At 47.2% G+C, this 25,567-nt stretch carries 22 protein-coding genes; 6 read left to right on the top strand and 16 right to left on the bottom strand.

Translation table 11 applies throughout. From position 1 onward, the window contains the following. Position 1: 1 nt before the first annotated feature. From VNQ80_RS02195 to VNQ80_RS02150, 10 genes are all read right to left on the bottom strand, one after another. A complete protein-coding gene (locus VNQ80_RS02195) occupies positions 2-763 on the bottom strand; it encodes a TolC family protein (protein WP_325635812.1) in 762 nt (253 codons plus the stop codon). Between the two features lie 231 nt (positions 764-994). Next, positions 995-2,077 (bottom strand): sugar transferase, encoded by a 1,083-nt coding sequence (locus VNQ80_RS02190; RefSeq protein WP_325635811.1) that lies wholly within the window; start codon positions 2,075-2,077, stop codon positions 995-997. After that, complete coding sequence (locus tag VNQ80_RS02185; RefSeq protein WP_325635810.1) at positions 2,061-2,450, bottom strand: response regulator; 390 nt, start codon at positions 2,448-2,450, stop codon at positions 2,061-2,063. Before VNQ80_RS02185 ends, VNQ80_RS02190 begins: the two co-directional genes overlap by 17 nt. A gap of 150 nt (positions 2,451-2,600) precedes the next feature. Continuing rightward, positions 2,601-3,611, bottom strand: a complete 1,011-nt coding sequence (locus VNQ80_RS02180; RefSeq protein WP_325635809.1) for a UbiA family prenyltransferase — start codon at positions 3,609-3,611, stop codon at positions 2,601-2,603. Then, the gene (locus VNQ80_RS02175; protein ID WP_325635808.1) at positions 3,586-4,650 is read right to left on the bottom strand and encodes a hypothetical protein; all 1,065 of its coding nucleotides are present in this window, start codon (positions 4,648-4,650) and stop codon (positions 3,586-3,588) included. Before VNQ80_RS02175 ends, VNQ80_RS02180 begins: the two co-directional genes overlap by 26 nt. Further along, positions 4,647-5,627, bottom strand: coding sequence for a glycosyltransferase family 2 protein (locus tag VNQ80_RS02170; protein WP_325636049.1), 981 nt, complete (start codon positions 5,625-5,627; stop codon positions 4,647-4,649). The genes VNQ80_RS02175 and VNQ80_RS02170 overlap by 4 nt, the downstream gene beginning before the upstream one ends. Next, positions 5,627-6,826, bottom strand: coding sequence for a glycosyltransferase family 4 protein (locus VNQ80_RS02165; protein ID WP_325635807.1), 1,200 nt, complete (start codon positions 6,824-6,826; stop codon positions 5,627-5,629). Before VNQ80_RS02165 ends, VNQ80_RS02170 begins: the two co-directional genes overlap by 1 nt. Beyond that, complete coding sequence (locus VNQ80_RS02160; RefSeq protein ID WP_325635806.1) at positions 6,795-8,621, bottom strand: ABC transporter ATP-binding protein; 1,827 nt, start codon at positions 8,619-8,621, stop codon at positions 6,795-6,797. The genes VNQ80_RS02165 and VNQ80_RS02160 overlap by 32 nt, the downstream gene beginning before the upstream one ends. Before the next feature lie 242 nt (positions 8,622-8,863). Further along, complete coding sequence (locus VNQ80_RS02155; RefSeq protein WP_325635805.1) at positions 8,864-12,271, bottom strand: DUF1080 domain-containing protein; 3,408 nt, start codon at positions 12,269-12,271, stop codon at positions 8,864-8,866. Between the two features lie 20 nt (positions 12,272-12,291). Beyond that, the gene (locus VNQ80_RS02150; protein ID WP_325635804.1) at positions 12,292-13,563 is read right to left on the bottom strand and encodes a Gfo/Idh/MocA family oxidoreductase; all 1,272 of its coding nucleotides are present in this window, start codon (positions 13,561-13,563) and stop codon (positions 12,292-12,294) included. Positions 13,564-13,735: 172 nt separating this feature from the next. Between VNQ80_RS02150 and VNQ80_RS02145 the strand changes: the two genes are divergently transcribed. Both VNQ80_RS02145 and VNQ80_RS02140 read left to right on the top strand, forming a co-directional pair. After that, complete coding sequence (locus VNQ80_RS02145; protein WP_325635803.1) at positions 13,736-14,989, top strand: ROK family transcriptional regulator; 1,254 nt, start codon at positions 13,736-13,738, stop codon at positions 14,987-14,989. A gap of 10 nt (positions 14,990-14,999) precedes the next feature. Next, positions 15,000-15,758: a 4'-phosphopantetheinyl transferase family protein gene (locus tag VNQ80_RS02140; protein ID WP_325635802.1), complete on the top strand. Its 759-nt coding sequence runs from the start codon at positions 15,000-15,002 to the stop codon at positions 15,756-15,758. 7 nt (positions 15,759-15,765) lie between these two features. On the opposite strand, the gene VNQ80_RS02135 is transcribed toward VNQ80_RS02140, so the two are convergent. Together VNQ80_RS02135 and VNQ80_RS02130 are read right to left on the bottom strand one after the other, a co-directional pair. Further along, positions 15,766-16,944: a glycosyltransferase family 2 protein gene (locus VNQ80_RS02135; protein WP_325635801.1), complete on the bottom strand. Its 1,179-nt coding sequence runs from the start codon at positions 16,942-16,944 to the stop codon at positions 15,766-15,768. A gap of 73 nt (positions 16,945-17,017) precedes the next feature. After that, a complete protein-coding gene (locus VNQ80_RS02130; protein WP_325635800.1) occupies positions 17,018-17,485 on the bottom strand; it encodes an NUDIX domain-containing protein in 468 nt (155 codons plus the stop codon). A 137-nt stretch (positions 17,486-17,622) separates the two neighbouring features. On the opposite strand from VNQ80_RS02130, the gene VNQ80_RS02125 reads away from it, so the two are divergent. Continuing rightward, entirely contained in the window at positions 17,623-18,618 is a 996-nt protein-coding gene (locus VNQ80_RS02125; protein ID WP_325635799.1) for an acyl-ACP desaturase, read from the top strand. Between the two features lie 28 nt (positions 18,619-18,646). On the opposite strand, the gene VNQ80_RS02120 is transcribed toward VNQ80_RS02125, so the two are convergent. The 3 genes from VNQ80_RS02120 to VNQ80_RS02110 form a co-directional block, all read right to left on the bottom strand. Further along, positions 18,647-19,210 (bottom strand): DUF1543 domain-containing protein, encoded by a 564-nt coding sequence (locus VNQ80_RS02120; protein WP_325635798.1) that lies wholly within the window; start codon positions 19,208-19,210, stop codon positions 18,647-18,649. Positions 19,211-19,440: 230 nt separating this feature from the next. Next, on the bottom strand, positions 19,441-20,373 hold the full coding sequence (ctlX, locus tag VNQ80_RS02115) for a citrulline utilization hydrolase CtlX (protein ID WP_325635797.1): 933 nt from the start codon (positions 20,371-20,373) through the stop codon (positions 19,441-19,443). A 14-nt stretch (positions 20,374-20,387) separates the two neighbouring features. Further along, positions 20,388-21,827 (bottom strand): arginine deiminase family protein, encoded by a 1,440-nt coding sequence (locus tag VNQ80_RS02110; RefSeq protein WP_325635796.1) that lies wholly within the window; start codon positions 21,825-21,827, stop codon positions 20,388-20,390. 250 nt (positions 21,828-22,077) lie between these two features. Between VNQ80_RS02110 and VNQ80_RS02105 the strand changes: the two genes are divergently transcribed. Beyond that, positions 22,078-22,716: a DUF6266 family protein gene (locus VNQ80_RS02105; RefSeq protein ID WP_325635795.1), complete on the top strand. Its 639-nt coding sequence runs from the start codon at positions 22,078-22,080 to the stop codon at positions 22,714-22,716. Here the strand turns inward: VNQ80_RS02105 and glmM are convergent. Then, positions 22,713-24,101 carry a phosphoglucosamine mutase gene (gene glmM / locus VNQ80_RS02100; protein ID WP_325635794.1) on the bottom strand — a complete coding sequence of 463 codons (1,389 nt, stop codon included), beginning with the start codon at positions 24,099-24,101 and terminating at the stop codon, positions 22,713-22,715. The two genes, VNQ80_RS02105 and glmM, sit on opposite strands and share 4 nt — an antisense overlap. 118 nt (positions 24,102-24,219) lie before the next feature. On the opposite strand from glmM, the gene VNQ80_RS02095 reads away from it, so the two are divergent. Both VNQ80_RS02095 and VNQ80_RS02090 read left to right on the top strand, forming a co-directional pair. Next, entirely contained in the window at positions 24,220-24,804 is a 585-nt protein-coding gene (locus VNQ80_RS02095; protein ID WP_325635793.1) for a phosphatase PAP2 family protein, read from the top strand. Beyond that, positions 24,801-25,544 carry a ZIP family metal transporter gene (locus VNQ80_RS02090; protein WP_325635792.1) on the top strand — a complete coding sequence of 248 codons (744 nt, stop codon included), beginning with the start codon at positions 24,801-24,803 and terminating at the stop codon, positions 25,542-25,544. The genes VNQ80_RS02095 and VNQ80_RS02090 overlap by 4 nt, the downstream gene beginning before the upstream one ends. Positions 25,545-25,567: the final 23 nt, after the last annotated feature.

Raw genomic sequence — 25,567 nt, 5'->3', positions numbered from 1 at the left:
ATTATTCTATGTCAGCAACTTTAACACCGATCAATTGCTCTAGAAGGTCTTTCGTTTTCAAGAAAGCAATTTCGGCCAATCTAAATTCACTATTCGTTAAGTAATACGCTTCTCTAGCACTTGAATATTCGCTGCGTTCTATCTCGTTTCGCTCATACTTCAACCGAGCATCTTCAAATAAAGCTTCAGCATCTTGCGCTGCCTGGGTCTGTGATTTTAATTCACTCAAAGAAAGTACATAATCATAGTATCTGCTTTTAACCTCATTTGTCAATTGCAATCGATATTCCTGCGTTTCAAGCTTAGCTATCTCATACGCCTTTTTTGCCTGTTTAACCTGAAATGGCTTTTGCAGCAATGTGCCGGGATTGAGCGTCACGCCCAATTGCCAACCATTCACTACGTAAGGGTTTGCCGGATCAATAGCTGTCTTACTTTCTGGGCGATAAAAGTACGATGCATTAAGCGCGTCAAAATAGGATACGCGCGCGCCGTTTAACGTGCTTTTCGCTAAGGACTCCCTGCTGTCCATGATTTTTCTTTGTGGGTAGTTTTCAATTGCCAATTCAATCAAGCGATCCAATTTTTCCAACTTGATGTCGGCCATAATCGACTCTTGCGAAATCGCTTTTGAAGCCACTCCAAAAATCATTGAAATTATAAGTAATATCTTCATTGCTTTATAACAAATTTGCGTGGTAAACATCATGCTTTTCCATTGTTGATGATTCTTTTGTTTTTCATATCTCGCAGCAAAATTCATGTATTTTTTTTTTAAATCACCGGTTTACATGCTGCTTTCCGAGGAAATGTAGTAAACATGCTACATGATTAGCCTTATTGGCAAACAACGCAGCTTCATTATTCAAGCAATCGATTTCTATACCTCCAACGAGATAGTCGTATGGCCAGGAGAAGTACAGACTTAGGCTCCACTTCCGTGTACATCAAAAGCCCGTAAAAGTAAAAACGCCAGTGAGAGGCATTTATGACCTTAAACGGATTCACGCTGAAACAACGCCGGAACCGTCTTCAGTAAAATCTTCAAATCCATCCAAAATGAAAAGTCACTCGCGTAATCGTTATCGAGTCGACGCCGCTCTTCGTCGGACATCTCACTGCCCCCGCGTTTGGTTACCTGCCATAACCCCGTTATCCCCGCTGGCCCTAAAAACCGCATAGCCCACTCATCCGATGTGAGTTCTTGCGCCTCATATAATGGTAGGGGTCTGTTGCCGACCAACGACATATCCCCTCTCAGTACATTGAAAAGCTGGGGTAGTTCATCTAAACTTGTATTTCGCAAAAGAGAACCGAGCTTCGTAATCCTCGGGTCATTCTTTATTTTTACAAAAGCAGACACCCCATTATTAGCAGCGTATTGATTCAAAGTTGCCAACTCATCCAATTCTTTTTCCGCATTAACCCTCATGGAACGGAACTTATAGAAATCAAAGACTTTATAGCCTGTTCCTGCCCGCTTACTTTTGTAGACAATAGGTCCCTTCGAATCAAGTTTGATTAATAATGCAATCAATAGCATAAGCGGCGACAAAAGCAATAACAGCAACCCTGCTACCACCACGTCAAACAATCGCTTGGTAGGCGGTATAACGTACGATTTTGGAGGGGTGGCCGGACAGGTTTGCCGGTCATTCTGGATATATCTGAATCTTAGAATCAGTTTAATACGTTCCCGTAAATCAGCCACATTGAACGGGTAAAAGTAGATGTCCCTCACAAAAGGCCGAAATGTCTCCACTACGGTTTTTCTGTCACCTTTAAAGCTAAGCAGTATAACACTGATTCCCTGAGTTAGGGGGTTTTTTCTTATATTGTTGATCAACCGTTTTGTATCCAGAACCTCATCACCAATCTCCAACAATAAGATTTCCGGGATTTGTAATAGGTGGCAATTCTGAATATAATGTTCCAAATCTTCTATTTCATCGAATTTAGCGATATCGACGTTATCAAACATGCCCTCTTCCAATTCATCCCTGAACTTCGTACCTAAGTACGCTATGGATATGGTGAGAAAATGCTGCTCTTTTTTAATATCAGTTAACAAATCCATAGGGTGATGTATTAAATATGTTTTCAATGGTTTGTTTTAATTTGAGTGGATCGAAAGGTTTACGGAGGCAATAACTGATTGAATATGGAAGACTATCTAGCTCCTCCACTATACCCTTTGAAGCGGAAAGCACGATTACTGGTATTTCACAATATAGCCCACTTACCTTAAGGCATTTAAGAAATGCGTTTCCATCCATCTGAGGCATAACCCAATCCATGATGATTAAGTCGGGAATGTTATTTTTCTCCAAATAAAGAAATGCTTCGTATCCGTTGGCCATGGCTTGCACGTCAAACTCCTTAGACAGGATAAACAGTAATAATCTTCGGATCGTGGGCTCGTCTTCTACCAGAAGTATTTTTTTCTTCATATATTCATCTTCTTATTGAGAAAACCTGTAACACGCACAAATCTGCATGTTTTTTCAGCGAATAGAATAAGAAAACCATCGAATAAACTACATTTGTAGCCAAAGCACTACAATCGATCCTGCAGAAAAGCCGAGCCCGATGCCCAATGGCTATCTGATGATAAATTTGAGGATGGTTACCGCAAAATCCCTAATAATCGCAATCATTTTCATCGGGAATAATACACAATGAACAATCAACACAATTGCCGATCGAGGGTCATGGAAACAAGCTATCAACAATAGCCCCACGGGAAAAAGAACCTGATAAAAATCAAGCATCCATACTTGGAACGGTTGGTTTTTCGGTGTCATCAGAATAATTGGTTTATGGCCATAGCGCTTCAGGCGAATGACAACGAGGACGAAATATACCAATAGTAATATCACTAATAGCTTCTCATCTATGTATCCCAATATTCCAACAAAAGCCGCTAATTCAATACTGAAAATAGTGATTGCAATGGGCTTAAATACTGAAAGATTCATCTGTGTAGCAAACGTCCTTATACCTGCTTTGAAATCGTTTTCCCTATCCAGATACTGATGCCACAAAATTCCTCGAAGCCCAAACGAAAAAGCCCAAATACCAACGATTATAAGCCAGTAAAAATCAACGGATTGACCAGATATGGAGCTGATCCCCGATAACATTGTCAATGTAGGGAACAAATGTGCCCCGCATGCATCACATAAAGGGCCCAATGCCCCCCTGTTTTTGAACCTGAATGGTGGGATGGAATATAGACTGAACGCTATCCACGCCAAGGAATAGAAAGTGACGGTCAATATATCCGGCCACATCAAATAACCAAATACCATCCCAATGACCACGCATCCAATAGGGAACAACCACCTCCATTTGGCTGGAATCCCCACCAATCGGTTCCGCTTCCCAGCAGCTCGGTCGGCATCAATATCGGTGATGTCATTGATAATACTTACGTAAATGGCACCAATGACTAAGGATACAAGATAGAATAAGCAGTATGGCGCTACTTTATATAGCGGCATATCAGAAAACTCGCTTGTTGCGTATGCTATTGCCAGAATGGGAGGCAATTTGTATTCCCACCATTCAGCCGCCCGAATCGCCTTAACTACTTTTATCCGAAACGCCATAACGCAATCTAATATAAGCCATAATGGCCTCTAGACAATATGCTGTAGTGAGCTCCTCCGACCCCCATCCCATTGCTTTGCTGGGCCCCGAGTAATAAAACGATCTCCGCGGCCAATAGCCTCTAACGTTTTGACTTTCCAATAATAAATGAATGGCTTTATCTAACCGATCACCTCGGTAACCCGCATTGATTAACGCAGTGGCCCCAAGTGCCGTATCCAACAGAGAATCACCCAAAAGGCCTGTAACCGAAGCACGGGCTAAAACTTTCTCAATGATGACAGTTTCTTCCGGAACCAGTTCATCTATACCACGATTAAAGTTTCGCGAAAGGAAATAGTAGTACGTAAAGGGATTTCGATACCACTTGTCGCAATCATCTTCGGCATTCGTATACAATATACTTTTGAGAAAAGGGATGATTCCCCGTGTATCTTCATTCAATCCAAGCGCGTAGAGAACGTTAGCATTTACGACACCATCAATATCATATTTGCCGCTTTCGTTTCTAGTCCAATATAAGATATTTCTGATCGGATATTTGAACTCCCGGAGAATTAACTTCAGATAAATAGGATCTAACTTATTTTTGAGTCGGGTCGTGATCCACGTATAAAACAATCCGTTCCTGCTTCTGTTATAAAGAAAAATTCTTTCATTATCGGGAAATTCCACACCACATCCGATTAAAACTTTAGAAGCCATCACGGTAGTGTCGAGATCCGGAGGATTCACCTTAAATAACGGATTCCGGACCGTAAAAAAATTCCACACCCCTCCTCTCATCATTTGATACTGTAAAAAAATACATATCTTTTCCAATATCCGCGCTGTTTGGATGGTCTTTGGCAATGTCTGTAGACACAGTCCAATCACAGCGGTTGGAAAAACGCATGAATCCGTCGTAATATCATTTTGCATATCATCATCGGACGCGATATAGCAACAAAACTCCCCACTGGGATATTGGTGTTCATATAGGAAATCGACGCCCTTGTTAATGGCGGTCGTCAATTTCTTAAAATCGGCTATCATCACGAATCCATAAGATTAAAAAAAAGCGACAACTTCATCAAACGATTTCGGAAAGCCTGAGACATGAGACTAGGAATTTCCATAACCGCTCGCAAAGGTTGTAACATGAAAGCTTCTTTGTATAGTTTCCACGATTCGGAAAAACGCCTTTCGCGTATCAACTTGTGTTTCGCTAGCTCCATCATTACTGAAACACGTTTCTTTGTAAAAACTGCTATTTCATCGTCGCGCAACAAATGCTGGTACAGATTCAGAATTTCCTGATCATCTACATTCATGATTTCCAACACTTGGTTCCTTACGCGACCGTCGTATATGTTATGGTCGTGCACCTGCTTATACCATAATTTTTCCAAGGTGAAGGCAGCCCTGCACGGTTTATTAAGAATCATATCCAAGTATAGGCTCCAGTCCTCTCCTATCCGCAGTAATTTATTATATCTTCCAGCGATAGATGATTTACGGATAACGGTAGACGACGAAGGGGACGGGCAAGCAGACAAATAGAGCTTTCGTAAGTCATCGCTTGACAATAACATCCAGTCGCCTACCTGATCTTTCCCTATATAAGGTCGTAAAAATGGATCTCGGCATAAAAAATCGTGAGGCCCCCCGATTTTGTTTTCTTGAAGCCAGTTTGCGAACACGAAATCCAACCGGAAATGCTCAATCGCATGTACACATTTCATCAGGAAATCCGGTGTCCATACATCATCGGAGTCCAATGGGGCAATAAATGTTCCTTGAGATAATTCCAAGCCTACATTGCGTGCGGTTGATTGCCCGCCATGTGGAATTTTAATGTATTTTACCCTTTTTTCTACGGAAACCAATTGTTCGGTATGGTCTTCCGAGCCATCGTCTATAACCAGCACTTCCACATTGGGATAGGTCTGCTGCAACGCGCTTTCAATCGCTTTCATAACGATAAACGCCCTGTTGTAAGTGGGTATAATAACCGAAACTAATGGGTAACTCATCATAAAAAGTCAGTAAGCATGTCAATAAAATCCTGTTCAGGGTGGGCCGGTAAAATATGATCAATGGCTTTCCGCGCTTCCTCACCGATTTCTTTCCATTCGTATCTGCGTGCCCATGCCCGTTCCATGGCATCTTCAAAAGATTCCTGGCTACAATGGCTCACAAATCCCGTAACATTATCTTCAATAAACTCCGCACTCCCACCGGCGTTAGTGGTAATGACCGGTCGACCGGTTTTCATAGCCTCGACAATCGTGAGAGGTAGCCCTTCACAGCGTGATGGAGCCACCAATGCATGTTGATTTTTCCATATTTCTTCAAAGTCATTGGTAAAACCGGCAAACGTCACCTGATCAATTTCAAGGTAGTTAACGAGCGCCTTCAACCCGACCTCATCGGGGCCCGAACCAAAAATTGTCAAATGGATATTCCGGGTTTTCCAGACCGGCCTACTCAAAATCCGCAGCAAGATATCCTGCCCTTTATCAACGATAAACAATCGGCCGATACAGCATATATGGAAGGTTGACATAACCGTTGGGAAAGGTACCGTTCGCGTCACCCTCACCGGGTTAAAAATAATCCTACTATGGGGCAAGGACAAGCCAAACTGTTCCTGGGTCAATTGCTGGTTATGCCGAGAAACAAAAAAGCAAGCCTTGGCGTTTAAAAAGATCTGCTGTATACATGTCCTGTCAGCGGGCCAGGGCCAAAAAGATTCCGCCGCCTTGTGGGAGATAATGACATAAGGAATCCCCATTTCCATACAGGCATACATATACCCCACCCCATCGAAATTTATACCTTGTGATAAGATAACCAATGACGGTTTTTGTTTAACCAGATGCATCTTAAAATTCCGAATCGGATCGGTTTGCACGAATCCGGGTAGATTTCTTTTCCATTTCTTTTGAAGCCGACCCCATATTCGAGCAACGACATGTCTTTTCGGATTCGTCTCTAAAAACTGGACCCCATTTTTTTGGTGAAGCGCAATTTTCGGATGCTCCGGATGAACAACAGACTTTGCTACAACCACATGGAAATTCCGTTTTTGTAGGATAGGAACACAAGCAGACCAGAGCTCCTCACTCCCTCCCCATGCATCTAAAATCGCCGAAACAATGAGGACGCATTTTTTTGACGAGATGTCTGATGGCTTTGTCTTAGCGTAAAGATTCCTCATCCAGTATTTCATTGTTAAACAGGGTAGCGTAAGTACCATTTGATCGGGCGAGTAAGAGAGGAGATCCTTCTTCGACTATTCTCCCCCTATCCAGAACATAAACATAGTCGGCATTCTTAACGGTCGAATAGCGATGGCTAATCACCAAGGTGCCCCTATTTCCAACATGTGATCTCAGTTTATCGAACAATGTATATTCCGCTGTTGTATCCAATGCACTTGTTGCCTCGTCCAAAATCAAAAAATGCCCGCTACTGTACAACGCCCTCGCAGTGGCAAGCTTTTGCCATTGGCCGATACTTACCTCCTGCCCATCTTCGAAAATCCTACCCATCATCGTATCATAACCCTTATCAAATTGCCGGATAAATTCATGGGCACCCGACAGCTTGGCCGCGTTTGAGATGTCATCCTTACTATGTTCGCCGCGGGAGATATCCCCAAGGGAAATATTTTCCGCAACACTCATGTTGAACCGGGTAAAATCTTGAAACACTACGCCTATTTGCTTTCGGTAATCCGAAAGTGAAAACCGTCTGATATCCATACCGCCCAATTCAATCCGGCCCTCGGTGGGGTCGTAAAGACGGGTTATCAGCTTGATCAACGTACTTTTGCCAGCGCCGTTCAACCCTACCAATCCCACAATTTTGCCAACCGGTATATCGATACTAATGTCTTCCAAGGTGGGGGTGTGCAGATGTGGATAGGTAAACGAAACATGTTTCATTTCAATGCACATATCGGGTCCACCCGGTATAGGTGCCGGATTGTGCGTTTTGTCAAAATCACTTTCCATCTCAAAAAGTTCGAAAATACTATTGACAAAAATATTATTTTGATAAACAACCGAAATCGCCGCGGTTACCCCTTGCATTAGATTGAAAATCTGAGGAAAGATGACAAGGAAAATAGTAATGTCTCCCGCGCTGACGGTCCCGTTGATCGCACCCATTGCAATATAGAAAATACAGGCAAAAAAACCTAAACTCGCCAAAGAGGTTGTGAGTACCTCGCCTTTGGTGCGTTGGAGGCTTATTTTAAGCCGCTCAGCCATCAATTGCAGCCGGATGCCGAAATACTGCTTTTTGAAATGATGCCCCAAATTATAGGCCCGTACTTCTTTGGCCGATACCTCTGTGGTGATCAGGTTACTGAGGTACGTCGTTTTACGTTCCAATGGCGTATTTTTTATACGCAGCTCATTTAACTTTCCCGAATAATGGATTCTTACAAATAGTGTAGGTAAAACAAAAAGCACCAATATGGGTAACAACAGCCAGTCTATCGATATAATGATAGACGCAATGGCCAACATACTCAACAGATTTTTTACCGTATCCAATAATGCGATAATCACGGCGTTGGGACGCTCAGAACCTGCCTCCCGCGCACGCTGCAGGATATCGAAATATGCCGGGCTTTCGTAATAAGCCAATTCCAAACTTACCGCTTTTTCGTGTATTTTGTTATTGATGTGCTCAGACACTTTTGCGGCCTGTATTTCGGTGGTATAGGCCGATATGGCTTTGGCGACATTGTATAATCCAGCTAGTATTCCGGCAAAAGCTACCTGACGGATTATCTGGTCAGCGAAATCCGGATTACCAAAATCCTGTTGGGCGACAATATCTAAAAGCCCTTTGAGCGCATATAATGACCCGAAAAACAGTGCTGTTTCGACAACGATCATCAAGATAACCAAGAGCGTCATCCCACCAGCCAATGACCAAACCAATGCGATAGGCTTCCTAACATCCAAGTTAGACAAAATCTGCTGGAACCGAATAGAAATCGATTTTATCATTTGCTTTTCTTACGCTTTCGTACGCTCCGGGTGCCGACAACTAACAAAACGATAAAATCGGTTAGGCCGAGTAAATTCATTATAATCATAGATAGTCATAAGTAACCAGAATATACTGCGCAATGATAGCAAATAAGTCAACCACAAAAGTGTTTTCCTAATCACATATTTTTATCTTGTAAAAAAAATCCTACATGATGTTATCCACCATGTAGGATTTCTCTAAAAAAGAGCTGAAAATATTACAACCGCTTCACCCTTATATTCCGAAAGTGAACCTCCGATCCATGCCCGAGGAACGCGATATGGCCTGTCGCGCGTTTCAATCCTGGGTGATCCTTCTTGTCCAACGTGCCGTTCTTAGACGCTTCGGCCAAGTCCCCATCCACAATCACCGTTCCGTTCAGCGTTACCTTAATCTTGTTACCCTGTACACGAATTTCCTCGGTATTCCATTCACCCACGGGCTTCAAGTAGCCGCGCTTCGCTGGAATAACGCCATATACCGAACCGTGATACTGATATTCCTCCAGGTTCTTATACATATCGGCACCATCGTCAAGCACCTGTATCTCCATACCACCGTAAGCGGCGTCGCCTTCCATCGGTGCACGGATGCCAATTCCATTGTTTGCACCGGGGGTCAACCGGAAGTCAAACCGGTAAATGAAATCGGCAAACTCCTCCTTCGTATAGAGGTTCCCCCCCGACCCTTCTGTCGGATAGATGGCTAATGTGCCTTCATCACTCACATGGTAAGCCGTGGTATTGCCTGTCCATGCGTCCAAATTGCTCCCGTCAAACAGCACTTGGAAACCTTCCGCCTGTTCTTCCGTGCTAAGCGTAAACGTTTCGCGGCGTGGCAGCTCCCGTACATAGATATCGCGGTACATCACGTGCGTGCCGTGCGCTTGCAATTCGAGCTGTTCCGTCGGGAATATCGGCAGATTTCGGTCCCAAAAGTTCTCGAGCACCACGTTATCGGTTACCAACTCTCCGTTGAGGTACACGGTTACCTTGTCGCCAACCATGGCAATACGAAATGTATTCCATTCTCCCAATGCATTGTCGGCCACCTTAAGGGGGATGCTCTCGTGCTTTTGGTTGTTATACAGTCCACCGGATCCTACCTGTGCCCCTACATTCACCCGCGATGTGTCCCATATCTGTACCTGTGGCGTACCACGTAGGTAGATACCCGCATCGCCCTCTTTTCCTTCCTTGTCTAACTTCCAGTCAACAAGCATCTCAAAATCACCATATTCCTTCGTCGCAACAATATTATCGCCATGGCCATTGAAATGCAATACACCCTCTTCTGCGTACCAACCCTGGCGCATTACTTCATCCGCTTTTGCCTGCTCAGCAGCAAGTGTCTTGGTATCCATTGCATTTCGTGCAATCGGATTGGCAACAAGCCCTTTCCATCCATCCAAATTCCGGCCGTTGAACAGGGATACGTATCCCGGACCTTTAGGGAGGCCATCGATATGCTTCTGAATCGCCTCGCGTAGGTAGCTGCTTTCGCTGCCGGACAGCATCCCGATGGCTTTAGTCAATAGCCGGGTCACATCTGCGCCATAAAACTGGTTATTCTCTAGCGCAATGTTTATCACCGTATTCATCGCGGTGCTACCCAATTCATTATCGTCCATAAATTGGCCCGCAAAGCACAACGCCTGATAAGTCGCTTGGCCTTGCAGTGTCTGCAATATCGACTTGCGCTGATCTGCGGTCTGCGCAACCTCAAAAGCGTCTCGCAAATAAAGCACCTTCTGGTCGGCGGGTAGGTCGGCAATGCCAATAACGCGAACCAAGCCGTTGATTACTTCACCCAATTGGCTGGCATCCATTACCTTCTTGCGGCTTAGCTCCACCAATTTAGGTAACGCCTCCGCGTCAGTCCAACTGGCCAACGCCGACGTCGCAGCGCGCCGTAAAGCGGGGTTTTCACCATCGGCATAGTCCGACACAATGGTCAAGGCATGCTGCCCACCTATTCCTGCCAGGATGGGGAAATAGTGGGGTTGTGCATTGGCACCTGCGCCCTGCAGGCCGGAAATAACCTGTTGCACTTGGCCCGCTCTGTCAGCACCTCGATCTACCGCTACAACCACGGCATTTTGCACGTGCTTGATATACCGGCCATCGGCCGATACCAGCAGCCCAGATAAACTGTTCAGGTCATCCGGACGGGCAACTTTCGGTAGGGCGGCATAGGCAGCCGCTTTGGCGGCATCCGACGCGTCGCTTTTTATAACGTCGAGAATCACCGGCATACTTTCGCCTGCACCGCGATGGGCTAGCACCTCAATCAACAACACGCGTACCTCGTCGCTCTTTGTTGCTGCCAGTGCTGCTGCCGCCGTTTGCGTAAGCTGTTTGCTCTTCGAAATGAGCAGCACGTCTTTGATGGCAGCCCGCGTCTGGTCGTCGGCATCGGCTAATAGGGGAATCAACTCTTCCGCCTCTGCATCACCATTTAATTGGTGAAATGCTTTTACCGCAGTTACGCGCACCGCCGGCGAGGTGGCATGCAGCGCCTTTCGCACGATAGGTAGCGCGGAGGCCTGCCGCTGGTTACCCAAATAGCGCAGGATATCTGCCTGTGCCTGTTCGTCGCCCTTGGCAGCGTTGCCGACCAATTTAGCAGACGTCCGCTCATTGAGGTAAGGTACCAGCAAGCCCAGTGTAGCATTCCGGTATACCGGATTATCATCTCTGGTTTCCTTCAGCAGCTTGCTGACCTGCTTTGCGCCGTTGATGTCCGTCAGCAACTCCAATGCCGCGAAATGGGTATGTACCTGGTTGTCTCCGCGGGTATCCTTGAATAGCCGTGATGCCAGCTTGCCTGCGGCTTTTGTCTCACCCAATTCGATGAGCCGGTGTAGATAATTGACATAGGCCGCCGTCGCGTCCGTCGGATCGTATGCGTAGTCCGCCGCACGGGCCGCTGCCCCCAATGTTGATCCGGAGGCTGTTCCGCCGATGCGCGAAAGGGCATACAATACCGCCTTCTGCAAGTTCGCATCGCTAGCCCCGGCTTTGGCGAGGATAGCCTGCTCCGCTGGCGCATACCCAATGAAACCAAGCGCGTTGACGATATTCATCTCCGCAACGCCGTTGGCTTGGAGCAGTGCCGCCAGCAACGCACCGCCAGCGGCATCGGTACCAATGCGGGCAAGTGCCCGCGATGCTTTCTCACCCAGGTAGGCATCGGTAAGGTAGCCACTAAGGGCCTCCACCGCCGTGTCGTCTCCCGCATTTTGCAACAACTGGATAACGAAGCCTTTATTGTCTTTGTCATCAACCGCCGCCAAGGCAGCTACCGCTCCTTGGATAAATGCTGCCCGTTGCCGGTCTTTGCCCGCAGACAACACATGGTAGCTGTAACTGTTTGTAGCGTATTCGATCCCGGCATTATCGCCTTGTCCGGGGGGCGTCAACTGGGATAGCAGCGCTGCAATATCCGCGGCCGTGAACCGTTCGAGCTGCCCCATGGCGTCGTTGAGTCGTTGGGTAGTTTCCGATGGCTGTAGTGCCAATACATCGGCAATCTTGGTCGTGGTCGTTCGGGTGTCTCCCTGCTGAGCATATATTGGTGCCTGTAAGATGATTAGCGCTAAAAGCGCAACTATGGACCTTATCATGGATCTGTCTTTTTTTCGTTTTATATCGACCAAGGACCCCGCATGGGTTGGTCTATTAATCTATTCGCTGCTTCGTCGTCGATAAACACTTGCTGCTCGGAATCGAACTTCAATGAGCGTCCGAGGCGCAGTGCGGTCAATCCCATATTCACAATCGTACATGAACGGAATCCATTCTCCTCATTCAACGCAAACTTCTGGCGCGTCTTCACCGCCTCCACAAAATCGGTCATCTGTGGTTCAGGGTCGGGAAACGACGCGAGCTTCCGCTCCATATCGGGGATATCAGACTTGAACCCCCGGTACAACTTCCCATTGGGTCCTTCGATATAGGGCACGCCCACATCTTTGCCTTCGCCATCGAGCACAATCTGGCAGCCATCGGCAAACGTATAGGTAATCCTTCGCCAAGTACCTACGGCATCGCTGTGCTGCTGCGGGGCATCCACTTCAACAGAAATCGGGCTCTCCCCGTCCTTGTTCAGGAAATATTGAACCGGGTCGATGTAGTGTTGCCCCATATCGCCCAGTCCACCACCATCGTAGTCCCAATAGCCCCTGAATGTCATGTGCACACGGTGTTCGCTATAGGGTTTGTAGGGTGCCGGCCCCAACCACATATCGTAATCCAGCTCTTTTGGAACCTCTTGTACCGGAAGGTTCTCCTGGCCCACCCAGAAAAACTTCCAATCAAACCCGGTATGCTTGCTAATGGTTACCTTCAATGGCCATCCCAGCATGCCCGAATCGACCAGTTTCTTAATGCGTTTTACCGGCACATTCATTCCGTAAAATGTGGAATCAAACCGAAACCACGTGTTCAACCGGAAGATGTTGCCGTGTTGCCTGACCGCTTCCACGACTTTTTTCCCCTCACCGATCGTGCGTGTCATCGGCTTTTCGCACCAGATGTCTTTGCCCATACGGGCCGCTTCCGCCGCCATGATGCCGTGCCAATGCGGAGGTGTCGCGATGTGTACGATGTCAACTTCCGGCAGTTGAATCAGTTCGCGGAAGTCCGCCAATTGCTTCACCCCGCTGTCGCCCAATTGCTTCATAGCCAAGGCCAAATGGCGGCTATCCACATCGCAGATGGCCACCGTTTTGGTGCCTGCATAGCCGAAATGCCCACGCCCCATACCACCAACGCCGATAACGCCTTTGGTAAGGTGGTCGCTTGGTGCTAAATAGCCCTGCCCACCCAAAACAAAACGGGGCACAATGCTGAATGCCGCTGCCCCCACTAATGATTTCTTGATAAATTCCCGACGGGACGTGTTTTTTTCCTTCATGATTATTCTGATTTCCAAATCGGTTCCGAAGTCACAAATTTATTATTTCCTTAATCAACACCAAAACTTTTTGAATTTTTTTTAAGAAGATGGATTATATTTGCAAATATGTAACAAAACTATATCGAAATTCGCCAATTAATCCCTATTTTTGAATGCTAATTAAAACGTCATGTCTCCGGTCCTATCACTAAGCAATAATGTAGCCCGTAAATCACGTATTGAGCGCAAAAACCACAGCTTCAGGCTGAAATTGGTTAAGGCCTTAATTGCAGTGAACGGCATGACCAATGCGGCTATTTGCAAACACCTCAACCTTAGTGCGCCCAAGACCCTTGAGTTAATTAATAGCTTGGCCGAAGCGGGGATATTGGAACAAAATGAAAAAGGAAGTTCCATCGGGGGCCGGAAACCGATCTTGAACAAGCTAAAAAGCGACACATTTTTCGTTCTGTGTGTAGAAGTAGAATTATTCAAGGTTAAAATGACCATTGTCGATAATACGAATGCATTTACCCGTACCACTTCTTCGTCGTTCCTGTTAACCAAAGACTGGTCATCGGCCAGCCAACTGCAACAATTAATTGCTGATTTTATAGCCAATGCTGGTATCACGTGGAACTCCATTTTGGCCATAGGCATCAGTATGCCCGGACTGATAAACAAAACAGACGGCCGCAACCACACCTATATGTCCAACAATCGGCGGGAACAGCCGCTACAGGAATACATGGCGGCAGCTTTTGACAAACCAGTGTTCATTATTAACGACGTCAAAAGTGCGGCTATCGCCGAATTGAAATTCGGCCTTGCCAAAGGACGCAACGATGTGTTGGTCATTTTGATGGATTGGGGCATCGGTTTAGGGATTATCATGGACGGTCAACTGCGGAATGGGGCTGCGGGATTCTCCGGAGAAATGGGTCACATGCCATTCGTCGAAGATGGGGCCTTATGCTATTGCGGAAAAAAAGGTTGTCTTGAAACCGTAGCCTCGGGCATCGCGTTAGCAAAGATGGCTAAAGAGGGTATCCAATCCGGCGAGGATTCCCTACTCAATAGTCTTTCAGAACGTGAAATCGAAAATATCGAACCGCAGTTGGTTATCGACGCTGCAAATAACGGCGACCAGTACGCAATTAGTATCCTCGCCCATACCGGAGAAAAACTCGGGAAAGGGATTGCTACGCTGGTTCAGCTTTTCAATCCGGAATTAATTATCCTAGGTGGTAAAATTGCCGCAGCAAATGACTACATCACTATCCCGATTCAACAGGCTATCAACACGTACTGCATGACTCAACTAAAGGATATCGTCTCGGTAGAACGTTCGCAGTTGGGAGCAGATGCCGGAGCAAAAGGCATCGCTCATATCACTTTCGAACGTTATTTTGACCAACTTATCGCACACACCCAAGTCAAATAAGGGTTAGTTGATGGACAGCACGACAATTATATCCACTTGGATCAAAGAGCCGCACTTGGTAGACGGCTGGTCCATATTGGGCAGCCCCGATCAAGTTCCGCGGCCTAGCTTGTGGTTGATCGATATAGATCGCGCCCATGCTATACTTAGCAATCGTTACAGCCAACTCTTGAGTGAAGCTGAGTTGACCCGCTCATCACGCTTCCACCAACCCGCGCATGCCGCCCGTTACAAGACCACGCACACCATGCTGCGAATCTTGCTGGCCGGCACTTCCCAGTCAAACCCCGCAACCCTTCAGTTTGTGGGTGAGCGGCATAACAAACCACGGCTATCTTCTGACCACCGTTCCATTGCCTTCAATCTTTCATATACCGAAGGAAAGTCGATGATAGGGATTGCGGACGGCGCTGCCATCGGTATCGATATTGAATGGTCACATCGGCCGATTATAGTCGAGGATATGCTAGCGGTCTGTTTCTCAACCAACGAAATCAATTACATCACGTCCCAACAAGACGGCGTTCACAGTCGGTTTTTCACATTATGGACAAGGAAGGAAGCCATTCTAAAATTGACCGGCGAAGGCATTGGCGAACATCTACCCTTTTTCGAAGTGTTGGACGGCGCCTGTGTTGCTGAAAAGAGGATTATAGGAGGTAACCCGCCCGACCGGGTCTATCTATATTCGTTCCACCTTCATACAGGCTATGTGGGGTGTTACGCTACATCCGAACCAATAAACCACCTACCCATCTACGAGTTATAGCCACGGGCTACTGTTTGCGGCTAGAACGCTCCCAAATAGCGCTCTGACCACCACGGAAATACCTTATGATGCCCGCTATGACCGCATAGTTCATCACGCAAAAGTAATAGGGAACAAACAGGGCCTTCACACGGAGTGCCTTTCGCTCAAGTAGAAAACCAATTAGCGCGCATAGATAAAATGCCATTTGGCCACAAAACAACAGCGTGTAAATCATTCCCACCCCACGGCTATGTAAAATAGCATTGATTACAAAAACCACCACGAGCAGCAGCGGTGTAACCGTCCATCGGAGTACCCGATGGCTGATATATTGAAAGGCCAGCATCGGATCGGCAAACGGGTTGAGTGCTCGCTTTAACCGCGTAATGGATTGAATACCGCCCGCTGCAATGCGGATTTTCCGCTTCAGCTCCTCTTCCACGTTTTCTGAGGCCATCTCGGTTGCGTATGCATTCGGCTCATAGACCACCCGATACCCACGTTCGGCAATCCGCATCGAAATCATGAAATCATCCAGGACGGTATCTAAAGGGACGGGCTCATACAGCGTTCTACGGATGCTGAAGAGCTCACCAGCGCTGCCCACCACCGTGTGCAGGGCCGAGTCCCAACGTTTCAAAGCCGACTCGTACTTCCAATAAAAACCTTCCCCCGCGGCGCTTGCGTCAGCCACTGCCTCTGCATGCACCCTTTTCTCGCCGGCCACAGCGCCAACCCTGGGATCTGCATAGTGGCTGCAAATTTCCAATATGGCGGTAGGGTTCAGCCACGTGTTTGCGTCCGTAAAAACAACAACATCGGTTGCCACGTATTGCATGGCACGATGTACCGCCGAAATCTTTCCACCGCGGACATCGGTATGCAGCAAATTGATCTCCGGGAATTTCCGGACAAACTCAGGTGTAGCATCCGTGGACCCGTCAGTTATGAAGCAATAGCTTAGTTTTCCCTCCGGATATTGCAATGCCAACGTATTGTGGATTTTTTCTTCGATAACGGATGCTTCATTGTAGGCGGCCACGATGACGGTACACGATGGCAGTTCCGCCACTACGTCCTGCCCTTGTGCTCGCCTACGCGAGCACAACAGCCGTTTCAACCGGACGAAAAGGTACAGCACGACGCCGTAGCCGACATAGGTATACCCAATAATGAACAGGCTAATCCAAAAAACAGTTTCCATGGCGACGGCTTCTTCAAATAATGGCACGAAAGTATCGAATTATCCGATGCGACAGGCAAAATACCCGCAATGGTTAGGGTAAAAAATGAAAACCGTGGCTTTTTTCCGACACGAATGCACGCCAGGCGATGCGGTCCATCTCGAAAGTAAGGTCTGATTCCTTCAATTTGCCGACGGGTATCCAACGAAACACTTGGTCAATTGCCCTATCCGCTTCGAAATCGAAAACCTCAGTACTGAAACGGCATCGCAACGGTGTTCTATTTCTCACGAGGTAGTATACCGCGAGGACCTGGCTGTCGTTGAATGCTGACTTTATAAACACATCGGTGGTATGCACATGCCGCAAAATCTCAATCTCGACATCACATTCCTCTTTAAATTCCCGAATGAGTCCGGCCGACAGCCCCTCGCCGTATTCCAAGCCACCGCCCGGGAATTTACTGAATTCCATGCCATATTCCCGTTCATCGCTGATCAGTACTTCCTGATTCTCGTTAATCAATATGCCGTAAACACGTATGTTAAAATAACCACTCATCGTAAGGGCTTTTTTCGCTTCATTGAAAAGTAAAGTGGCTCAAAACTACGGTTAAATTGTGATTCTTGTCATATTTTAAATATAATCCAACGGTTAAAAAAAGATTATCAACCCATTTGATTATCTTTGCATAGACTATGCAATTGACACAACAAATACCTGAAGGATCACGAAAAGAAGTGATGGCTTACTTGGAGCCATTCATGCTCAATGAAATGAGCGAGTACCTGAAGCCCGTGGAAGAGATGTGGCAACCCGCAGACCTACTCCCCGATTCGTCAAGGGACACCTTTTTCGAGGAAGTACGGGATTTACAGGAAAGCGCCAGGGAGCTGTCTTATGATTTGGTTGCTGTACTGATCGGCGATACCATTACGGAAGAAGCCTTACCTACCTACGAGTCGTGGCTTACCATGGTAGAGGACGTCAACAAAAACGAGCAAGGGGGGTGGATGAAATGGGTACGTGCTTGGACGGCAGAAGAAAATCGGCATGGCGATTTACTCAATAAATACTTATACCTCTCCGGCCGCGTGAATATGCGGGAAATGGAAATTTCCACACAATACTTGCTGCAAGACGGTATCGATATCGGAACGGGTAATGACCCCTACCGGAATTTCATTTATACCTCTTTTCAGGAGTTGGCCACCAACGTGTCGCACAGGCGGGTAGCCGCTTTCTCAAAAAAGGAAGGCGACAGGCTGTTGGCAAAAATGTGCGGCGTAATCGCCGCTGATGAAGCGCGCCATGCGAAAGCTTATATGTCTTTCATTTCCAAAGCAATGGAAGTTGATCCCAGCGAAGTGATGCTGGCATTTGAAGACATGATGCATAAGAAAATCGTGATGCCTGCGCTGTTACTTAGGGAGTCGGGCGAGCCACAAGGAGAAGCATTCTCACACTTCTCGGATGCAGCGCAACGACTGGGTGTGTATACTGCGATAGACTATGTAGATATCCTGAAAGAACTGCTGCGTGAATGGAAGGTCGAGTCCGTCAAGGAATTAAATGAGGCCGGTGAACGTGCACGGGATTACCTGGTCCGCCTACCCGACCGCTTACTGCGTTTGGCCGACCGGATGAAAGTTCCTGATAAAAGCTACAGCTTCAAGTGGATACACGCGAGATGATGTGTTGATTTGAAGATTCCTTCCAGCCCTAGCGGTCGGCCAATTTGTTCAGTTTGAGATAGCCGGGGTGTAATTCATCATCAGGCCGGGCTGTATCGCGATCCCCAATGATAACCGTGTATTTCTCTTTCAAACGCGGCGCAAGTACTTCTTCTATTTCGTAAACGTCGTCCACATCAATTCCATATTTATCATCAATATGGGATGAAATATTATGTTTCCAGAAAGTTTGTTCCTTCGTTTGCCTGATTGCATCGGCGACCGTTGTCCCTACCGAAAGGCATTTATAATGGTATTCCTCAAAATCATTTTCTTTATAACCACCAAGGTTAACGAAAAACAGCTTCCGATGGTCGTTGCGTTCCAGCACACGGCTTCTTAATCCAATGTCGATGGCATACCCATCCACCACCGTAACTTCACGCCAAGCATCGATATGGATTTTACCGTCCGCCTCCGGCCAAAAACCGACAATATCCGGCACCAAGTCTTTCAGTGACGCCCCAATCCCGAAGAAAACATCGTGTTGTTCGGTATGCCTGCCCTGCGGTTTACAGCCAAGCAATAACATATACAGTTTCAAATCCATCATGGTTAATATTAGAAGTGCTTTAAATTTGATTTTTATTCCGGGATGACCTTGAATCCTCCCTCACCGGATACCGGAGCCAGCGTGTACGCGTTAATGCCCTGGACCGTAATCGTGTATCCGCTCGCCGTATCCGAGGTGTAGAAGCTGAACGTCGCCGTACCATCCGCACCGGTCACGATATTCGGGTTCCACGGTCTACTGGAATTCTACAGGGACGGTGATGTTCCATATCAGCAATGATCAGCAAGCAAGGGTAGATATACTTCCGCCATCATGCAACGGGCGCTACCTCCGCCAATTTGCTCGATGGTGTGCAATGGTGAATGGAGGATAGGATTGAACGATTCCAGCAAATTCATCTGTTGTGGTTGGAGCGAACCGAATGCCTGCGACGACATCACGAGGTAATGCACGCCATGTTTGTTTTTAACCTGCAGCATGTTGCCCGCAAAAGCGGCCATCTGTTCGTGATTGATGGATACAATAATTTTACCCGACCTTTGCAGCGATTCGGTGACCGAAATCAAATCAGCGGAGACAATAGCTTCCAAATTGATAACTACATAGCGATCGGCAATGCACATCATTACATTGGTGTGATAGATGGCTATACCGTTCCGATCAACAGCATCGAAAATAATCGCGCGATAATCCAATTGTTCACAAAAATCCCGAAACAACTGCTCATCCGTACGGGGAGAGCGACAGGCATAGGCCAGCCGGTTTTCCCGATCTAACACAAAACTTCCCGTCCCTTCCAAAAACCTCCCGTTGGCCTCATGTACACTGAAATCAATTTCCCGCCGTACTAGAAACCGGCTTTTTATAACGGCGAGCACCTCTTGCTTACGCTCCAACCGTCGGTTCTCCGCAAACATGGGGTATAGCACCACCGAACCGTCACGATGGAAAGACACCCAGTTATTTGGAAAAATGCTATCCGGTGTATGCGGCTCGGGGCTATCCTGCACCACCAATACATCAATACCGTGCCTACGCAACTTTTCTACAAATGCATCGAACTCTTGAACAGCTCGAAAACGTATCGTATCGTTGCTTTCCACTGAGCGCCTCTGGAATGCATTATTGTCGGCGGTTTGTTCGTTGTAGCCAAACCGTGCCGGCCGGATCATCAATATGGTTGTAGTTTCATTTTTCGTCATCTCCGTGCAGCATATCAATCCCTCATTAATGGCATACTCATGCAGTGAAAGCCCCCCCTTGCCCGCGACAGTTCCGCCGAAGGCATCAGTACCAAGGTGTCGGTTAAGTCATCCGCATTCACTTTACCCGATTCCAAGTCGATCAACAGGTCGGAGACGTTTACTACGTTGAATCCAATTGCCCGAAATGCAGCTGTGGTTTTGTCATTCCGATCGTAACCCAACACCACGCCATCCCGGATGGCGAGGACATTGCAGCTATCGGTCCACTGCTCGCGGGCGTCATACGGAAATTCGTTATTTCCAGACATGACAATCCTGACAGCTGCAGGAGCAGCACCGAGATCGGTTACGCTGATGTCCGTCAACAACGCTTCCAGCGACTGAAAACGCCGCGGGTTGGATAAGTCGCCCTTTTTAAATTGCAATATTTCCAAATCATCCGCCCGGTGCGGCTGGATACCCAATGCGCGGTGCACCGCATCTGCCTTCGGGCCGGTGATACGTTGGCTGGAAAAATCGCCTAACATCACCCACACATTTCGCTTCACCTGCGTAAATACAGTATCAATATGCATATAGTCGCGTCTATGGGGGATTCTAATGATGGTCGCCTTGCGTACCACATCCTTTTCGAACAAACGCCGCACCGCTTGGGCTGCCGCTTCGCGGGTGGTGCGCTCACTTACCCCAATCAGCACATGACTGGGGCCCACCACCATCACATCACCTCCCTCCAGTGTCACCCGCTCAACATCGGCATCGTTGGGCAGCAGGAAGTGATGTTGAGTATCCGTAAGCTCGATCACCTTATCGTGATAGGCGGCAAAAATGGGATGGTGGTAAAAAATATACTTGGCAATCAACGCTTCGCGTTTCCGGGCCTCTTTCATCGGCTTGTTGAGCAAGATGTGGTCATTGATCACAATGCCGATATCCCGGGTAAAAATGAAATTCGGAATCGGCGGAAAGATCATCTCGCGTTCGTCGGGCGTGCCGCTGAAGAATATCCGTGCCAGTGTGGCGGGCGCATACGCCATGAGTTCCCGTTGCACATCATAGCTACAGGCTTCAATAGCACAGACTGAAGCGACTAACTGGCTTTTGATGGATGTTTCAGCCAATATATCGGCCAGCAAAACCTGCAATTCAATCACGTGCTGGGAGTTGTAAAAATCAGGATGATCGGGTTTGAAGAAATTACGATGGTACCCGGGTGCATTGATTTCTGCCAATCGCCCCCTGATTTTGCCTTCATCCATGAAATACAACAGTAATTTGATGTAATAATCATACTCATTCCGACGGATGGTATCCAAGTGTACAATGTCTTCAAACAGCCAGTCCTGTGCTTTGGAAGGCACAACCTTGCCGAGGCCACTGTCCGGGCTATGCACCAGCACTTTTCTTAATCGGCCGGTTTCAGAAGAGACATTCAGGGTATCGGTACGCATAAAATAATGGTTTTACTAAAAACGCAAGATACGAAATCCCATTCTTTCTCCCTAATATCCCCAACCAGCTACCAACCCATAACCAGCTCCTCATATTTGAAGGAAATATTAGGGACATACTAGGGACTTTCTAGGGAGATTATAGGGAAAAATCCCTATTACCTATTACTTATCTATCTATTAAATCACAATAACTTTAGGAATTGGCAATAACTTTTTATTACTTTGGAACCAACTAATTGAGAAAACCATGGCAATACTCAAAAATGGCCCCAACGGTGGATTCAGCGGTCGAGTCGGCAGCGTGGTCGGCTACCAATGGCGTGGCAAGGATGTGATACGTGGGTTGCCGCGTTTCACGTCCAAAAAACGTAGCCCAGCACAGTTGGCAAACCAGCTGAAAATGAAGCTCACCCAACAGTTCCTCAAATCGTGTATCACTTTTATCCGTGATGGGTTCAAACACGAGGCTGAGCAACGGGTGATGAGCGCTTTCAATGTTGCGATGTCGTACAATAAGAAACAGGCTATTACGGGCGAGTATCCAAATTTGGTGTTCGATTACAGTAAGGCGTTGGTGAGCATGGGCGGTGTACCTGCCATGAAAGACGGTACAGCGGTGTGGACAGATGCCGGCTTGAAGTTGGAATGGTCTAACGACACAGGCAAAGACGGCGCCGACCGCGTGGACAACCTATGGGTACTGTTGTTTTACCCGGAATATGAAACATGCGAAGCATGCTTCAACGGGGCTTCACGGGATAAGGGCGAGGCAATTATAACGGTCAGACCGTACTATCTCGGAAAGCCCGTACACATCTATACGTCATTTGTCCGGTACAATGGGAGCGATATCTCCCCCAGCACTTATATTGGGTCGCTCACCTAGTCGGCGCCAACAATAGCCGCAATCTCGTCCATGATCTGACGTGCAATGGCCTCCGCTCGTTCAGGGGTCGGCCCCTCGGAATAAACCCGGATGATGGGTTCGGTATTCGATTTCCGTAGATGGACCCACTCCTCCTCGAAATCAATTTTCAATCCATCAATGGTACTGTGGGTTACGTCCCTATATTTCTGCTGCATTGCGCTCAGCAGGCCATCGATGTCTAACCCCGGAGTAAGGGTTATTTTGTTCTTAGACATGTAGTACTGCGGGTAGCCCGCCCGCATTTCGGAAATGCGCTTGCCGCTTTTGGCCAGATGGGTGAGGAAAAGAGCAATACCAACCAGCGCATCCCGGCCATAGTGTACCTCCGGGTAGATGACACCACCATTGCCTTCACCACCAATTACCGCGCCCACTTCCTTCATTTTTGTGACCACATTCACTTCGCCTACGGCGGCAGCGTGGTATTCCGCACCCCTGCTGATGGTTACATCGCGTAATGCCCGCGTAGACGAGAGGTTGGAGACGGTGTTGCCCGGCGTATGTTGCAGCACATAGTCGCTCACAGCCACCAAAGTATATTCTTCACCAAACATCTTGCCGTCTTCCATCACAAAACAAAGTCGGTCCACGTCCGGGTCTACAGCGATGCCTAAGTCGACCTTTTTTCCGACGACTAACGCAGACAAATCCGTCAGGTTCTCGGCGAGTGGCTCGGGGTTGTGCGGAAACAGCCCATTGGGTTCGCAATGGACCTTGTAAATCGTTTCAACACCGAGCGCCGCCAATAAAGCGGGCACAAAAACCCCACCTGTCGAATTAACGGCATCTACAGCAATGGTAAACCCCGCCTGCCGTATGGCATCTTTATCCACCAAAGGTAGCGCTAAAACCTGGTCGATGTGTTTCTGCAAGTAACTATCGTCAGCCGTAACTTTCCCTAAATTATCAACGTCCGAAAAATCAAAATCCAGGTTCTCTGCAATTTCGAGCACTTCGGTGCCCGCTGCGTCGTCGATGAATTCGCCTTTAGTGTTAAGCAATTTCAGTGCATTCCATTGACCGGGATTATGACTGGCCGTAAGGATAATACCCCCTGCTGCCTGCTCGCCCGGTACAGCAATTTCTACGGTGGGTGTAGTAGAAAGACCGAGATCTATAACATCCATTCCGATGCTCTGTAGTGTTCCCACCACGAGGTTCCGCACCATCTCGCCAGATACCCGGGCATCACGGCCAACAACCATTTTTTTGGATCCCGATTGCTGCTGGATAAAATGACCGAATGCAGCCGTAAATTTCACGATGTCAATCGGTGTCAACGCCTCGCCCGGCTTCCCCCCAATGGTTCCCCGTATACCTGAAATGGATTTGATTAAAGTCATGTACGATTTTGCTTTTGAGACCGCAAAAATAGGAATATTGTTCGGCTTTCTAAATTTCACCAATTTCATAGGATTTTGAAATTTATTTTTACTTTTGTTGCAACTTTGTTTAATTTATATGATCGACCAACTTATTTCGTTCGACCAGGAAGCTTTCTTGGCGATCAACCAGGGGTTGAGCAATGCTTTTTTTGATTGGCTGATGCCTATTTTACGAAATAGGTATACCTGGGCTCCGCTCTACCTTTTCATTATTATTTTCTGTATCAGGAACTACAAGAAGAACGGGTTATATATCATTGCTTTTCTATTGATAACCTTTGGTATTACGGACCATGTATCTTCTTCCATCATTAAGAAATCCGTAGAGCGGGTACGGCCCTGCCGGGATGTCGAATTCAAAGACCAGGTGAATGTATTGGTGAGGTGCAGTGGTGGCTATAGTTTCACATCATCCCACGCAGCCAATCATTTCGCAATAGGCGTGGCACTCATTATGGTCTTTTACCGAAGGTGGAAACACATCCTTTGGCTCGGGCTTTCCTGGGCTGCAATCATCAGTTTTGCGCAGGTCTATGTGGGGGTACACTATCCCCTCGATATCATCGGCGGAGCATTGCTTGGCAGCACAATCGGGTATCTTACCGGCTTAGGGTTCAGGTATTTAGTTCCTAATCTAACCCCTGTCAAAAACGAAGCATGAGTCCGTTAGCCGTTATTGCCATTCTATTTATCTCGGCATTTGCAAGTGGTATAGCCGTGTTTTTCGTAAAACGCGACAACACCCACTTACTGAAACTTATCCTTTCGTTCAGCGGAGCCTACCTGTTTTCCATTACCGTGCTTCATTTGATTCCAGAGGTCTACCATACGCACAGTGCGCACGACCATACGATCGGATTATTTGTCCTATTGGGATTCCTTTTGCAGCTCGGTTTAGAACAGTTTTCACATGGCGTAGAACACGGCCACATCCACCACTCCGAAAAAGGCAGTAATATATTCCCCTTAGGAATAATGATCAGTCTGTGTTTACATGCCGTATTGGAGGGCATGCCATTGGCTGCTGGCCACCAAGGCGCATTGACTTTTGGGATTGCATTGCATCACGTCCCTGCGGCTTTTGCTCTCGGCAGTTTGCTGCTCAACACGTCGCTTTCCAGAAACAAAATCACCCTGTTATTGGCTATATTCGCCATCATGACGCCATTAGGCTACCTCTTTAGCAAGGCAATAAGCTCAGGCGGCATGGGGCATATCGAACAGTATTTTGATCGGATTATGGCCGTTGTCATCGGTATTTTCCTCCATATCTCCACAACAATCTTGTTCGAATCTGGATCGGCCGATCATCACAAATTCAATAAGAAGAAAATGATCGCCGTTACATTGGGTATTGCTGCCTCACTATTGAATTTCTTGTTTCATCCCCACGTGCACTAGGATACAGCAATGACCAATCGGTA

Source organism: Parapedobacter sp. (genome assembly GCF_035556095.1).
In the GTDB taxonomy this organism is placed as follows: Bacteria; Bacteroidota; Bacteroidia; order Sphingobacteriales; family Sphingobacteriaceae; genus Parapedobacter.
Note: the sequence above shows the minus strand (reverse complement) of the source record. Positions and strands in the feature narration are given on the sequence as shown.

Excerpts from the sequence above, each read along its gene's own strand:
- VNQ80_RS02120 (WP_325635798.1), bottom strand. The coding sequence starts at position 19,210 with ATGATGGATTTGAAACTGTATATGTTATTGCTTGGCTGTAAACCGCAG.
- VNQ80_RS02155 (WP_325635805.1), bottom strand. The coding sequence starts at position 12,271 with ATGATAAGGTCCATAGTTGCGCTTTTAGCGCTAATCATCTTACAGGCA.
- VNQ80_RS02190 (WP_325635811.1), bottom strand. The coding sequence starts at position 2,077 with ATGGATTTGTTAACTGATATTAAAAAAGAGCAGCATTTTCTCACCATA.
- VNQ80_RS02170 (WP_325636049.1), bottom strand. The coding sequence starts at position 5,627 with ATGAGTTACCCATTAGTTTCGGTTATTATACCCACTTACAACAGGGCG.
- VNQ80_RS02130 (WP_325635800.1), bottom strand. The coding sequence starts at position 17,485 with ATGAGTGGTTATTTTAACATACGTGTTTACGGCATATTGATTAACGAG.
- VNQ80_RS02135 (WP_325635801.1), bottom strand. The coding sequence starts at position 16,944 with ATGGAAACTGTTTTTTGGATTAGCCTGTTCATTATTGGGTATACCTAT.
- VNQ80_RS02125 (WP_325635799.1), top strand. The coding sequence starts at position 17,623 with ATGCAATTGACACAACAAATACCTGAAGGATCACGAAAAGAAGTGATG.
- VNQ80_RS02145 (WP_325635803.1), top strand. The coding sequence starts at position 13,736 with ATGTCTCCGGTCCTATCACTAAGCAATAATGTAGCCCGTAAATCACGT.
- VNQ80_RS02140 (WP_325635802.1), top strand. The coding sequence starts at position 15,000 with ATGGACAGCACGACAATTATATCCACTTGGATCAAAGAGCCGCACTTG.
- VNQ80_RS02160 (WP_325635806.1), bottom strand. The coding sequence starts at position 8,621 with ATGATAAAATCGATTTCTATTCGGTTCCAGCAGATTTTGTCTAACTTG.
- ctlX (WP_325635797.1), bottom strand. The coding sequence starts at position 20,373 with ATGACGAAAAATGAAACTACAACCATATTGATGATCCGGCCGGCACGG.
- VNQ80_RS02105 (WP_325635795.1), top strand. The coding sequence starts at position 22,078 with ATGGCAATACTCAAAAATGGCCCCAACGGTGGATTCAGCGGTCGAGTC.
- VNQ80_RS02180 (WP_325635809.1), bottom strand. The coding sequence starts at position 3,611 with ATGGCGTTTCGGATAAAAGTAGTTAAGGCGATTCGGGCGGCTGAATGG.
- VNQ80_RS02110 (WP_325635796.1), bottom strand. The coding sequence starts at position 21,827 with ATGCGTACCGATACCCTGAATGTCTCTTCTGAAACCGGCCGATTAAGA.
- VNQ80_RS02195 (WP_325635812.1), bottom strand. The coding sequence starts at position 763 with ATGAATTTTGCTGCGAGATATGAAAAACAAAAGAATCATCAACAATGG.
- VNQ80_RS02090 (WP_325635792.1), top strand. The coding sequence starts at position 24,801 with ATGAGTCCGTTAGCCGTTATTGCCATTCTATTTATCTCGGCATTTGCA.
- VNQ80_RS02150 (WP_325635804.1), bottom strand. The coding sequence starts at position 13,563 with ATGAAGGAAAAAAACACGTCCCGTCGGGAATTTATCAAGAAATCATTA.
- glmM (WP_325635794.1), bottom strand. The coding sequence starts at position 24,101 with ATGACTTTAATCAAATCCATTTCAGGTATACGGGGAACCATTGGGGGG.
- VNQ80_RS02185 (WP_325635810.1), bottom strand. The coding sequence starts at position 2,450 with ATGAAGAAAAAAATACTTCTGGTAGAAGACGAGCCCACGATCCGAAGA.
- VNQ80_RS02095 (WP_325635793.1), top strand. The coding sequence starts at position 24,220 with ATGATCGACCAACTTATTTCGTTCGACCAGGAAGCTTTCTTGGCGATC.
- VNQ80_RS02165 (WP_325635807.1), bottom strand. The coding sequence starts at position 6,826 with ATGAAATACTGGATGAGGAATCTTTACGCTAAGACAAAGCCATCAGAC.